Genomic DNA, 13,617 nt, shown 5'->3' with positions numbered 1-13,617 from the left:
TTATCATGAAGCGAACGATTAAGCTTCTTTGGCGATCCCCGCAGGGTGCTCAGCTTTAACCGCCGCAACCGCTTTCTCATCTTCTTGTTCATAGCGCATCGCTTGTGGAACAGAGATTTTAATCGCAATAAATACCGCTAAGAAACCGCCCACTAATTTACCTAACAGAATGGGTAGCACTAATGTGGGTTGGAAGTTTGCAGTAAAGGCTAAGTGGTCGCCAATCGTCGCTTGAGCACAGACCCCAAAGGCCACGCACAATACTTTATCCCTTGCACGCATTTCTTTGAATAAGTGGTAAGTCGCGATGATATTTGCCATCACCATAATAAAGCCTAATGAACCTGTATCACTCAGTTTTAATCGACGGCTGAGTGCGCTGACTAGCGGTTTGCAGTAACGTTGGAACAGGTAACAGATAGGGAATGTTCCTGCGAGCATGATCCCGATATAACCTGCAATCTCGATCGCACGGAATAACTCATTTTGATCGGCAAATAGCGGATCGAAACCCCAAGCCCCAAAGACTTTACTAAATACGCCTGTAAAATGTTCCACAATGGAGAAAGCTAATACTAATTTTACGAAAGCATCCATGATCTTACCAAAGATCAAAAAGCCCGTAACCATCAGCATTGGACGATATTTTAAGCCCGCAGCCAGCAAGAAACAGAAAGCGAATAGCGGCATTAAATATTGCAGCATCGTCAAGAAATCAAGGGTGAGTTGATGCGTGGCTGGGGAGTTAGTCGAAATAATATCGCGAACAGGAATATTATTGAGTGTGATCAACAGCAATGAAGCCAATACCCCGAATGGGATTGAGATCAATCCTGCCATTGCCCCTAAGGCTAAATATTTGTGATCTTTACGATTTAACATCGTTAAACCAACGGGGATCAGATACACAATGGTTGCCCCAGAGGTATAACCGATCAACATCGCAGTGATCCACATATCGCGATTCGTGGTTAAGGCATCTGCTAACTGATAACCCCCCATATCCACAGCGATAATCGATAGTGCTGCAATGGAAACATCAGAGCCGACAGAGCTAAATATTGGCCCTAAGATATAAGATATCAATTGTGAAAGTAGCGGAACGGCTGCCATGATCCCTGCTTGAGCGAGAAACACGGGACCAATAGAAAAAATACCGTTTACAAACTCTTTTCCGAGGTCGCTGGCAGGTCTGACAATCGATGCAACGGCACCAATCACGGCTCCGCACATGATTAAGTAGATAATATAGTTTCCGAATTCGGCCATAGTAGGGTTTCCTTTCTTTTTTATTGTTGGAAAATTAATTTCTGAGCTGGCGAGAACGGGCAATAATGTCGCGATACTGTTCCATTACACCTTGCATGTTGGTGCCGTCTGGGCGCGTGACACTGGTGTTACGTCGTATCGCCATTTCATGGCTTATTCCCAAACCTTTACGAGCAAGCAAGGCAGCCCCGAGTGCTGTGACTTCACGATTTGCTGGTGCTTCAATATTTTTTTGTAATAAATTGGCTAAAAACTGCTTAAAGTACTGATTTGACGATAACCCTCCATCGACTGAAATGGACTGACCTAATGGAGAGATTTTCTCCATTGCGAAAATAACTTCGGCGGAGCGGGCGGCTATTCCTTCTAAGACCGACTGCATCATATCTTTCTTATCGGTATCTAATGAGAGTCCTGCCCACAAGCCGGCAGCGCTGCGATCCCAATAAGGGCAACCTAAACCTGAGAGTGCAGGAACAAACGCTAAACCACGTTTAATTGCGGGTTCATCGCGAAAATCGGAAAGCTCATCAAAATCCTCAAACAGACCGATTTTACGTGCCCAGTTGATTGCTGAGGCGGCGTTATACACGCCACCATCTAAACCGAAAACAGGGGCTTCACCCGGAAATTTCCAGCAAAGTGTGGGTAACAACCCGCTTTGATGAGTTTGTGGGATATCGCTTCCCGTCAAGGCTTGCAAGAATGCGCCAGTACCAAAGGTAATCTTGGCATCCCCTTTTTGGCGGCAGCCATGACCAAATGTTCCAGCAAATTGGTCGACAATAATGGCGGTGACTGGCGTGAGATGTCCGTCGAGATTGACGGCGCCAAAGTCACCGATATTGTCGCGCAGTGGTGGCAAGCAATGGATTGGTACACCAAAAATCTCACACAGCTGTGGATCCCACTCTAGGGTATGAATGTTGAGTAAAGAGGTACGTGATGCGGAGTTATAATCCGTCACAAAAACATCGCATAAACGGTCAAGGAAAAATGCATCCATAGTACCTATGCGTAGTCGATTTTTATCCGCAAGGGATTTGGCACCCACCACATTCTCCAGAATCCATCCCATTTTACTGGCAGAGAAATAAGGATCTAAGGGCAGTCCCGATTTTGATTGAACAAGAGGCTCAAGCCCTGCATCTTTAAGCTGCTGGATGGTTTTTTCAGTACGTAAATCTTGCCAAACAATCGCGTTATAAAGAGGGCGTTTAGTCTGAGCATCCCATGCAACAATGCTTTCGCCTTGGTGACAAATACCAATAGCATCCACGACTTCACAGCTATTCAGACACTTGATGATGTTCGTTAGGATCTCTTCAGGATCGTGCTCAACCCAACCACTGTTTAAGGTGATTTGCTTGTGTGGAATACTCATCGGGGAATGGTAATGGCCGCCTTCTTCAAAGACGACGACCCGGGTTCCCGTTGTTCCCTGATCGATAGCGGCATAACGTTGATTGAGCATCGCTGAATTTCCCAGTGTTATAAATGTTGTAAATAGGTTTGTTTTTTTGCCTACTATCGTTTAATCGGAAATAAAATCCACAAAAAACTCACAATAACTTCTGTGAATGTGAGAACTGTCACAATAAGATAACAATGTGAGAAGTTTTTGGAATGTTATTGTGATTTATGTTGTTTTATATATTGAGGTTGTGGGAATTATGTGGTTTTATGTGTCCAAGTTTTATATTAAGGATTTCAGCCATGAATGCTAATAATAAAAAAATGTGGGATGTCATTGTCATCGGCGGGGGTGTCATTGGCTGTGCAGTGACCCGAAAATTCACATTGATGGGCGCTAAAACACTGCTGTTAGAGCGTGGTGGCGATATTTTATCAGGAGCAAGTAAAGCAAATAGCGCGTTGTTACATACTGGTTTTGATGCCACACCAGGGACATTAGAATTGGAATGCATGCAAGATGGGTATCAGGAATTCATTGATATTAGAGAAAAAATGAATTTACCGTTACTCAAAACAGGTGCGTTAGTCGTGGCTTGGAACGAAGAGCAGCTCAATAAGCTGCCAGGTATTGTAGAGCAAGCACACACTAACAACGTCATGGATGTGGGAATGATAGATAAAGCAGAACTTTATCGTCGAGAACCCCATTTGGCTGAAGGTGCGCTGGCAGCGGTTGAAGTTCCGGGGGAGTCGGTGATTGACCCATGGAGCACACCACTGGCGTATTTAACTCAAGCCGTGAAACACGGCGCAGAATATCAATTCCACTGTGAAGTGACAGCAGGTGAGCTAAATGCGGGAATTTGGACATTATCCACATCAAAAGGTGAGTTTTCTGCCCGATTAGTGATTAACTGTGCAGGTATTAATGGGGATATCGTGGAATCTATTTGCCACCCATCACCATTTGAAATTAAACCGCGCAAAGGTCAGTTCTTGGTATACGACAAAGCAGCTGCGGCAGATATCAATGCGATCATTTTGCCAGTACCCACCGCGATTACGAAAGGTGTTCTGTTATCGAAGACCATTTTCGGTAACTTATTGTTAGGCCCGACAGCAGAAGAACAGCAAGACCGCTGGAAAGCAGAAGTGAAGCAAGAAGTCTTGCAAGATTTAATCGACCAAGGCTCACGTATGTTGCCATCACTGCATAATTACAGTGTGACGGCCACCTATGCCGGATTACGTCCCGCCACAGAAGAGAAATATTATCGAATTAATGATTACCCCGAAAAGCAGTGGATATGTGCAGGGGGAATTCGCTCAACGGGCTTAACGGCAGCATTGGGGGTCGCCAATCACTTAGGGAAACTTTACCAAGAGAATTTTGACGCATTATTTGAGCTATCACCGCCAACTGAATTAATTTGGCCTAAGATGCCGATGCTTTCTGAATACGATGAGCGTGATTACCAATGTAAAAATAATGGCGGCATTGTGTGTCACTGTGAATTAGTGACTCAACGAGAAATTGAAGCCGCGTTTGATTCTGACATTCCACCAGAATGTTTAGGTGCGCTTCGTCGTCGAACTCGCGTCATGATGGGGCGTTGCAACGGTTTTTATTGTAGTAGTCAGGTCGCTGAAATTATTAACGGTCGCTTTGACAATACTTTAGCGGTGGAGGCAGTGAAATGAGCTTAAATTACGATGTGATCATTATTGGCTCTGGGCCGGCGGGTATCGCGGCAGCACAAACATTGCGTCGCCGTGGTATTCACAATATTGCGATTTTAGAGCGTGAAGCCCACGCGGGTGGTGTTCCACGCCATTGCCAACACCCAACTTTCGGTTTGTTAGTATTTAAACGCCCAATGAAAGGCAACCAGTTTGCTGAGAAAATTGTGAAAGACTTGGGAGATACACCAATATTGACGCGTTGTACGGTCACTCAATTACAGCCAAATGGTGTACTAACGGTCACTACACCAGATGGTGTGGTTGAGATGCGCGGTAAACGTATTTTGATTGCCACTGGGGTTCGTGAAACTCCACGTCATCCTCGGCTGGTGTCAGGTTTACGTCCTCAAGGTATTTTAACTGCGGGGGCATTGCAGCAATTTGTCTATTTAAAAGGGCAAAAGCCGTGCTTGAACCCAGTAATTGTTGGCAGTGAGTTAGTCAGTTTCTCCGCATTATGGACGCTAAAAAATGCGGGTGTAAAAGCCAAAGCCATGATTGAAAGCGGCGAACGAATTTTGGCTTTCAAACCCGCTTCATTGTTTGCTAAAGCCATGGGAACCCCGCTGTATGTGAATAGCAAAATCACAGAAATAGGTGGATTAGAAAGAGTCGAATATGTGATGGTGGAAACCTCAGGGCAAATACGCAAAATTGAGTGTGACTCTGTGATTTTTACAGGGGGCTTTGTGGGCGAAAATACGTTAATTCGTAAAAGCCACCTGAATTTTGAAGCCAATACAGGAAAACCTGTAACTGACCAGCGTAGCCGCTGTTCTGATGGCAGCTATTATGCGGCGGGGAATATGCTGCACCCTGCGGATATGGGGGATCAATGCTACCAAGAAGGGGAGATCACCGGCGGGTATATTGCAGATGATTTATTAGCTAATCATCATCAAATGGATGTACAGCAAGGAAATAGATTACCTATTCGATTTGCTGAGCCAATTCGTTTTACGGTACCTGCATGTATCAATGTGTCCGAAAATACAGCGAAAAATGTGGATTTCAACATTCAAGTCAATACGGCGATAACGGGAACAATTCGCGTGATGGCGGGCAATACCGTGCTGTATGAAAAGCGTCGTCGCTGCTTACCGACACGTCGTATTTTGCTGAAAAATATCGATTTAACAAAAATCCAAGCGAGTGCTACTGAAATTACTGTCACTGTTGTATAGTGCTGGAAATGTTAAATGGTCAGAAGGATTAAACTATGTGTGAGGGACGCTCCTCAAAAGTACGACACCAAACCATCATTGAGATGTTATCAACTCAAGGGCAGGTGTATGTACAGGAGCTTGCAACGCATTTTAATGTGGCGCAAGAAACTATCCGCCGTGATCTTAGCAAGCTTGAAACTCAAAAATTATTAAAGAAAGTTCATGGTGGGGCTGTCAATATTCAGTCCAAATTTGAGCGTAATTTTACAGAGCGAGCGCAAGCTGCTGTTGATGAAAAGAAAGCGATAGCCGCAAAAGCGGCGGAATTAATTAAGCCCGGAGACACACTGTTTATTGATTTTGGCACGACAACGTTTGAGTTTAGCCAACGCATTAAGTCGATTGATAATATTACGGTGATAACAAACTCACCGTTGTTAGCCAATACATTGCAAGAAAACCCTACCATCGAAACGATTTTGATTGGTGGACAATTTAATGCGGCACAAAATGCCTGCTTAGGTGCAATCGCATTAAAGAATATTACAGAGTTTTTCGCAGACTATGCGGTTATCGGCGCTGGCGCTTTTCATCCTCAACATGGTGTGATGGATCAACACGTTGATGAGGCGGCAATTGCGCAAAAAATGCAGGAAAATAGCGATAAGCTGATGGTGCTAGCTGATGGAACAAAAGCCCATAAGCATGCGATTAATTTTGTTGCAGGATGGGAAAATATCGATTATCTCATTACCACTAGCAAAGAGTTTAAATTAGCTGAAAATAAAAAGCGCCCAAAAACCAAAATTATTATTGCAGATATTCTGTAAACCATAATAAATCAAAGTATTACTCATTTAATTTATACCCTATGGAAAATAATTTATTTATTTTTCATAGGATTACTGTACTTAAAATTCGTTAAATACGACACTAGGAACTGAAATGAAACTTTATTTTATTGCGTGCCCATACTCTGATCCTGATAGCGATATTGTGGAAATGCGTTTTCAAGCTTGTACCCAATATGCAGCGGAATTAGCGCTTAAAGGCATTGCAACCTACAGTCAAATTACCATGACTCATCCAATCAACCAGTATCTAGCCTCGCAAGGGCAAAAAGTGGCATGGTCAGCGATTGATATGGAATTTTTAAAGCGCTGTGATGGCTTGATTGTTCTGACTCTCGCGGGATGGGAAAAAAGCGGTGGTGTTGCCGCAGAAATCCAATTCTTCAAAGATAAAGGTTTACCTGTGTGGACTGACAGTGAATTTTCTGAACAAATGCTGAATTCATAATAAAAAAGCCGTAACATTAATCAGTTACGGCTTTTCTGTTTTCAATTAAAAATAAACTTAATTGACCATGAACTTAGTGGCTCGGTTTTAGATACTCATCCAAATTTTTGCCATCAAGGTTGTGATTATCTTTATCCTTATCATCCGGGATAGCACAACCAAATTCAGCCACATCATTACACATTAACGTGGTGATAGATTTTGCAATCTCATGTTCACCAATAATAATGTGGTCAGCACCGCGCTCTTTAATAAAGCTCACTTCATCATCATAGTGGGCACGCACGACCACAGTGATATTCGGATTTAGCTCTTTGGCGGTAGCAACAATCTCACCTGCTTCATAACCGTTTGGAATGGTCAGTAACAGTGATTTCGCGCATTCAATACGGGCAAGGCTTAGGGTTTCTTTACTTGCGCCATTACCCAAGATGGCACAGAAACCATTTTCAGCCAGCTCTTCAAAGCGTGCTCGGGTATCTTCAACCACAACCAGTGGGATTTCACGACGACGCAGTTTATCCGCCAGCATGCCGCCAACGCGACCGTAACCGACGATCACCGCATGACCAGAAATATCCACTGGGATCTGAGTTTCTTCTTCCAGTGTTTCTTCCAGAAGTTGCTCTTCGATGGTCTCGGTTTTTTCCAGATATTTATCCAACAGACCGAATAATACTGGGTTTAGCATGATGGAGACAATAGCACCGGCTAATACTAAGTTCTGTGCTTCAATATCCATTACGTTAAGGGCGAGACCCATGCTTGCCAGAATAAAGGCGAATTCACCAATTTGTGCCAAGCTGACGGCGATGGTGAGTGCGGTTCGCCGCGAGTGGCCAAACATTCTAACGAGAACCAGTGCCGCTGCGGATTTACCTACGATAATAATCGCTAACACGCCTAAGATGCCGAGCGGTTGTTGAATAAGTACCATTGGGTCGAACAGCATCCCTACCGAGACAAAGAATAGCACCGCGAATGCATCGCGCAGAGGTAATGTGTCTTGTGCAGCGCGATGGCTCAGCTCAGACTCATTGAGTACCATCCCAGCGAAGAAGGCTCCCAGCGCGAATGATGCATCAAAGATAGCAACAGCAGCGTAGGCAATACCCAGCGCAAGGGCTAAAACAGCCAGTGTAAACAGTTCACGGGAACCCGTGGATGCGGTGCGGGATAAAATCCAAGGAATAACCTTACGACCGACCACAATCATAATTAGGATAAAGGCAACGACTTTGCCGATTGTCCAAGCAAGGCTCATCGCCAGTTCGCCGAAATTGGACTCTTTGCTATCCATAATACCCGCAATGGCAGGCAGCAGAACCAGCGTCAGAACCATGGCAAGGTCTTCAACAATCAACCAACCAATGGCGATTTGACCACGCTGGCTTTCAATAAGTTGCCGCTCTTCTAGGGCTCGTAATAGTACAACGGTACTGGCAGTGGAGAGACAAAGTCCGAAGACAATCCCTGTGAATATGCTCCAGCCAAACAGCATGGAAAGCCCTAAACCTAATAGGGTGGCAACCGCGATTTGTGCGATAGCGCCGGGGATGGCAATGGCCTTAACGGCAAGTAAATCTTTCAGTGAAAAATGCAGACCAACCCCAAACATCAGCAGAATAACCCCAATCTCAGCAAGTTCAGGGGCGAGTGTGGAATCAGCAACAAAACCGGGGGTAAAAGGACCTGCTAACACACCTGCGGCAAGATAGCCGACAAGTGGCGAAATTTTTAAGCGCTGCGCGAGCATGCCTAATATATATGCAAGGGCGAGACCACCAACAATGGTTGTAATTAAGGGCGTTGAATGCTCCATTAAGTCTCCTCTGGTTTGTTTATGAATAAAAAGGTGGGTACATGCCTTTGGCTTTCAAAATGTTGATGACGTTAATCACCATTTTGAAATACAAATTGCGTGTTTATCTATTTTAGCGGTTTTGAAAACAAATTTCTTTAAAAAATTGCCTAGTTTCTAAAAAAAATCGAGCTGATAAGGCTAAATCGTTACAAGCTTTTTATTTTAGTCATTTTTATGGATGTCTTTTGTTAAATAAAGGAATGGTTATCCATACTTATAAAAACATAAGTATGGATAAAATAAGGTAATAAGACTATTTGTTGTTTATATTTGGTAATAATACGGTAGAAATGCCTAATAATGGTAGAAAGGCACAGTATTGATAAACTTGCTCAATACTGGTTTGGTCTGCAATATGACCCAAGACAGCAGCACCAACACCTCCCATACCAAAGGCTAAACCAAAAAATAGCCCTGAGACCATCCCCGTTTTACCCGGGATTAATTCTTGAGCGTATACCAAAATGGCTGAGAATGCTGAGGCTAAAATCATCCCGATGATCACAGTTAGGACGCCAGTCCAGAATAGTGAAGCGTGAGGTAAAATCAACGTAAATGGGGCAACGCCAAGGATAGAAAACCAGATAACATACTTACGCCCAATTTTATCGCCAATAGGGCCACCAATCATGGTACCCGCCGCAACGGCGAATAAAAACACAAACAAGTGAATTTGGGCGTTTTGTACCGAAACACCAAACTTATCGATTAAATAGAAAGTGTAGTAGCTGCTAATACTCGCTAAATAGAAATACTTTGAGAAAATTAAAATTAATAAAACGCTGAGTGAGCCAATCACCAATTTTCGAGGCAGTACTTTAATTTCACCATGAATGACGGGCTTTTTCTTTGCGGCGCGATGTTGCTGTTTATACCAACTGCTAACTTGCAAAAGAATAATAATGGCGAGTAGTGCCGCGAACGAGAACCAGCCGATGTTGCCTTTACCATAAGGTTCAATGATCAGTGCGGCGAGTAGGGGACCTAATGATGCACCGAGGTTACCTCCCACTTGGAAAAAGGATTGGGCTAAACCATGGCGTCCACCGGATGCCATCCGCGCGACTCTTGACGATTCGGGGTGGAATACAGAAGAGCCAGTACCCACTAACGCGGCAGCTACCAAGATAGTTGGAAACGTTTCTGCCATGGCTAATAGCAGTAAGCCTGACAAGGTAAAGCTCATGCCTATCGGTAAGGAATAGGGTTGTGGGTGTTTATCTGTGTAATAACCAATAATCGGCTGTAAAAGTGATGCCGTGACTTGGTAAGTGAGGGTAATCATCCCAATTTGAGCGAAGCTAAGGGAAAAATCAGATTGTAATAAGGGATAAATCGCTAATATTAGCGACTGGATCATATCATTTAGTAAGTGAGAGACACTGATTGCCGTCAGAATACTGAAAACGGTTTTTCCCGTTTTATTGGCGGGTTTGGCGCCGCCATTCACTGCTGTTTGCTTACTCATGATCGTCACTTTAGTTGGTGAAAATGTAATTTGAGGAAAGATTTAGTTTGTTGCGTAATTGTAACCAATATAACTAATATAGAAATTATTTAAATGGCAATATGAGAGGAATGGGTAAATTGGTAGAAAATATTAGTCGATCCAGATCTCATTTCTTTGTAACAGCGCTCTGTTTGTGCATAGCCGCTCAGATCTTGCCGTCATTTTTATGCTATAAGACTGGGTTGCTTAACTCTAAGCTTACTTAACACATAGCTCATTGACACATAACAAACTACGTAATCGGTAGAGATTTCTATACCAGCAGGGAGAATGTATGAAACTGACATTTAAGGCATCCGCGTGCGCATTAACTGTCTCGTTAGCGCTGTTACCCGCAGCGATGGCAAATGCGTGGGAAAAAGATAAAACCTACAACATCACTATTTTGCATACTAACGATCACCATGGTCATTTTTGGCACAATGAAAAAGGTGAGTATGGCTTAGCGGCACAAAAAACCGTGGTTGATGAAATTCGTGACGAAGTGGCGAAGCAAGGTGGTAGTGTTTTATTACTCTCTGGTGGGGATATTAATACTGGTGTGCCAGAGTCTGATTTACAAGATGCTGAGCCTGATTTTAAAGGTATGAATTTGGTGGGCTACGATGCGATGGCGCTTGGTAACCACGAGTTTGATAACCCACTAGAAGTCCTAAAGCAGCAAGAAAAATGGGCAACGTTCCCATTCTTATCTGCCAATATTTATCAAACCAGTACAGGTAAACGTCTCTTTAAACCTTATCAAGTTTTTGATAAACAAGGCGTAAAAATTGCTGTTTTAGGTTTAACGACGGATGATACCGCGAAAATCGGTAACCCTGCGAACTTCCCTGATGTTGAATTCCGTGTACCAGCCGATGAAGCCAAAAAAGTGGTGGAAGAGCTACGTGCAACTGAGAAACCAGACATTATTATCGCGGCAACCCATATGGGGCACTACGATGATGGCAACCACGGTTCTAACGCGCCAGGGGATGTGGAAATGGCGCGCAGCTTACCCGCGGGCTATTTAGATATGATAGTGGGTGGTCACTCACAAGACCCTGTTTGTATGTCTCAAGAAAATAAAAACTACAAACAAGAAGACTATGTGCCGGGAACCCCATGTGCACCAGATAACCAAAATGGCACCTGGATTGTTCAAGCCCATGAGTGGGGTAAATATGTGGGTCGCGCCGATTTTGAATTCAAAAATGGTAAATTCACCTTAAAACACTATCAACTGATCCCTATTAACCTGAAGAAAAAAGTGAAGAAGGACGACGGATCATCGGATTACGTCTACTACACACAGCAAATTGCGCATAACCCTGAAATGACAAAATTGCTAACCCCTTATCAAGATAAAGGTGACCAGCAATTAGGTGTGAAAGTCGGTTCAGTGGAAGGCAAGTTGATTGGCGACCGTAATAAAGTGCGCTTTGAGCAAACCAATATGGGGCACTTACTGCTGGCGGCTCAAAAAGAGCGTGCAGGGGCTGATTTTGCCATCATGAGCGGCGGTGGTGTGCGTGACTCCATCGAAAGCGGTGATATTACCTATAAAGATGTCCTGAAAGTACAGCCATTTGCTAACGAATTAGTGTATGTGGACTTTAAAGGCGAAGAGGTTCTGCCATATCTGCAAGCCGTCGCTAATATGAAACCTGACTCAGGTGCTTACGGCCAGTTCTATAATGTGAGCCTGACTCTGAATGCTGATGGCACAATCAGCGACGTGAAGATTGATGGCAAACCCGTCGATAAGAATAAAACTTACCGTATGGCGACATTAAACTTTAACGCGATTGGCGGTGATGGTTATCCAGCTATCGATACTCATCCAAACTACGTTAATACGGGTTTTGTGGATGCGGAAGTGCTCAAAGGCTATATTGAGAAACATTCCCCATTAAAAGCCGCTGATTACGAGCCAAAAGGCGAGATTGTTTATAAAAATAAATAATCGGTAATGAGTATCAAAAAGCCCCTTGATTGGGGCTTTTTTGTTTTTTACGATTCTTTTTTAATATCCGCGAAGCTGGCATTTAACACACTCGCCAGATCGCTTGGGGCGAGTTCTAAATCCAAACCGCGCTTGCCGCCGGAAATAAACATAGTCGTAAATTCTTGGGCTTGGCTATCAATCACGGTTGGAAGTCGTTTTTTCTGACCTAATGGGCTGATCCCACCCAGCAAATATCCCGTAGTTTTTTGGGCAATTTGCGGATCGGCCATTTCCACTTTTTTGACTTTAAATACCTTGGCGACAGATTTGAGGTCGAGTTGCCCAGAAACGGGAGTGACAGCCACCGCTAAGGTTTTTTGATCGCCATTAAGCGCGACTAATAAGGTCTTGAAGACTTGTTTGGCATCTAGGCCTAATTTTTGGACGGCTTCATCACCAAAATTACTTTCATTTGGATCGTGATCATAAGGGTGTAGCGTGAATTTAATTTTTTGTTTTTCCAGTAATTTTACTGCCGGAGTCATAATTATTCCTTTTCTTTTTTCATGACTGGATTTGATCAATTATCGTTTCGTAAATAATCAATCAAGCTCTGTTCCCCAAATAAATGCAGTGCCCCTACGGCGACCACATAATTACCTGCTGGCAAGGTTTTCAGTTTGCTCGCCCATTCCTGATTACGCTGGGTCATCAACACATTATAAACCCCTTCGCTAAAGGTATTGGGTAATGTAACGCAATTTTCTGGTTGAAAATCCAGCCACCAGCTAATCATAGTTTGCAAGGAACGGGCATTAGCACGCCAATGGATTAAGGTATCTTGCAATAATGGCAAGCCATCATCGGGTAAATTGAGCAATAATTGCACTTGGGAGTCTACACCCTCTAGCTCAATGATGGGCTTATTTTGAGATTGCGCGTTATGGATCAGTTGGTAGTCAATCCCGTAGTGACCCCGTAAACCCAATAACTGCGCCTGAGTGGCTTGCATAGTCAGGGCGACTTGCCAAGAAGGAAGATGGTCAAACTGAGTTGGGGATAGTCGTATCTCTTGGCAGTATTGCAAAAACAGGGCAAACTCGGCGTCCGTTAATCTCTGTGAAATAGGCGCTATCAAGGCTGTAGATGCAGGGAATGGGGAATTTGCTTGAGTGATATCCGCTTCAACAATCAGCCCATCTGCGAGGTTGATTTTATCGAGCAAGGTCGCGGATAAGGGAAACATATTTTCGGTTCCCATATGAATACTGCCGACAATGTGCAGTTTTAACTGGCTAGACAGCCGTACATCAATAGCAGGATAAGGGTAATTTGGCGCGACTCCTCGGTGCAGCCAACTTTTTAAGTTTTCGAGTAGTTTTCCCATTTGATATTTATCCTGATTTAACGACTGAGATAAACA

General features: G+C 43.7%; 11 protein-coding genes. 5 read left to right on the top strand and 6 right to left on the bottom strand.

Annotated features, from left to right (window positions below; all coding sequences use genetic code 11):
- Positions 1-18 precede the first annotated feature (18 nt).
- Together eutH and LDO51_RS01275 are read right to left on the bottom strand one after the other, a co-directional pair.
- Complete coding sequence (eutH, locus tag LDO51_RS01280) at positions 19-1,269, bottom strand: ethanolamine utilization protein EutH (RefSeq protein ID WP_225576075.1); 1,251 nt, start codon at positions 1,267-1,269, stop codon at positions 19-21.
- Positions 1,270-1,303: 34 nt separating this feature from the next.
- Complete coding sequence (locus LDO51_RS01275; protein ID WP_036952535.1) at positions 1,304-2,743, bottom strand: FGGY family carbohydrate kinase; 1,440 nt, start codon at positions 2,741-2,743, stop codon at positions 1,304-1,306.
- A gap of 242 nt (positions 2,744-2,985) precedes the next feature.
- Here LDO51_RS01275 and LDO51_RS01270 point away from each other — a divergent pair, with 242 nt between their 5' ends.
- The 4 genes from LDO51_RS01270 (at position 2,986) to LDO51_RS01255 (ending at position 6,893) form a co-directional block, all read left to right on the top strand.
- Entirely contained in the window at positions 2,986-4,386 is a 1,401-nt protein-coding gene (locus tag LDO51_RS01270) for an NAD(P)/FAD-dependent oxidoreductase (RefSeq protein WP_225576074.1), read from the top strand.
- Positions 4,383-5,612 (top strand): NAD(P)/FAD-dependent oxidoreductase, encoded by a 1,230-nt coding sequence (locus LDO51_RS01265; RefSeq protein WP_225576073.1) that lies wholly within the window; start codon positions 4,383-4,385, stop codon positions 5,610-5,612. Before LDO51_RS01270 ends, LDO51_RS01265 begins: the two co-directional genes overlap by 4 nt.
- Positions 5,613-5,647: 35 nt before the next feature.
- Positions 5,648-6,424, top strand: a complete 777-nt coding sequence (locus LDO51_RS01260; RefSeq protein ID WP_225576072.1) for a DeoR/GlpR family DNA-binding transcription regulator — start codon at positions 5,648-5,650, stop codon at positions 6,422-6,424.
- 115 nt (positions 6,425-6,539) lie between these two features.
- Complete coding sequence (locus tag LDO51_RS01255) at positions 6,540-6,893, top strand: DUF1937 family protein (protein ID WP_225576071.1); 354 nt, start codon at positions 6,540-6,542, stop codon at positions 6,891-6,893.
- 73 nt (positions 6,894-6,966) lie between these two features.
- On the opposite strand, the gene ybaL is transcribed toward LDO51_RS01255, so the two are convergent.
- Together ybaL and LDO51_RS01245 are read right to left on the bottom strand one after the other, a co-directional pair.
- The gene (ybaL, locus tag LDO51_RS01250; protein WP_225576070.1) at positions 6,967-8,715 is read right to left on the bottom strand and encodes a YbaL family putative K(+) efflux transporter; all 1,749 of its coding nucleotides are present in this window, start codon (positions 8,713-8,715) and stop codon (positions 6,967-6,969) included.
- A gap of 295 nt (positions 8,716-9,010) precedes the next feature.
- The gene (locus tag LDO51_RS01245; protein WP_225576069.1) at positions 9,011-10,225 is read right to left on the bottom strand and encodes an MFS transporter; all 1,215 of its coding nucleotides are present in this window, start codon (positions 10,223-10,225) and stop codon (positions 9,011-9,013) included.
- Positions 10,226-10,541: 316 nt separating this feature from the next.
- On the opposite strand from LDO51_RS01245, the gene ushA reads away from it, so the two are divergent.
- Positions 10,542-12,212: a bifunctional UDP-sugar hydrolase/5'-nucleotidase UshA gene (ushA, locus tag LDO51_RS01240; RefSeq protein WP_225576068.1), complete on the top strand. Its 1,671-nt coding sequence runs from the start codon at positions 10,542-10,544 to the stop codon at positions 12,210-12,212.
- A gap of 47 nt (positions 12,213-12,259) precedes the next feature.
- Here the strand turns inward: ushA and ybaK are convergent, their stop codons facing one another.
- Both ybaK and LDO51_RS01230 read right to left on the bottom strand, forming a co-directional pair.
- Entirely contained in the window at positions 12,260-12,739 is a 480-nt protein-coding gene (gene ybaK, locus LDO51_RS01235; RefSeq protein ID WP_036952167.1) for a Cys-tRNA(Pro)/Cys-tRNA(Cys) deacylase YbaK, read from the bottom strand.
- 35 nt (positions 12,740-12,774) lie between these two features.
- Positions 12,775-13,581: a TraB/GumN family protein gene (locus tag LDO51_RS01230; protein WP_225576067.1), complete on the bottom strand. Its 807-nt coding sequence runs from the start codon at positions 13,579-13,581 to the stop codon at positions 12,775-12,777.
- Positions 13,582-13,617 lie beyond the last annotated feature (36 nt).

The sequence above is a fragment of the Providencia alcalifaciens genome (genome assembly GCF_020271745.1).
Taxonomy (GTDB): Bacteria; Pseudomonadota; Gammaproteobacteria; order Enterobacterales; family Enterobacteriaceae; genus Providencia; species Providencia alcalifaciens_B.
The sequence above is the reverse complement of the archived record's forward strand: the minus strand, read 5'-3'. Positions and strand labels throughout refer to the sequence as shown.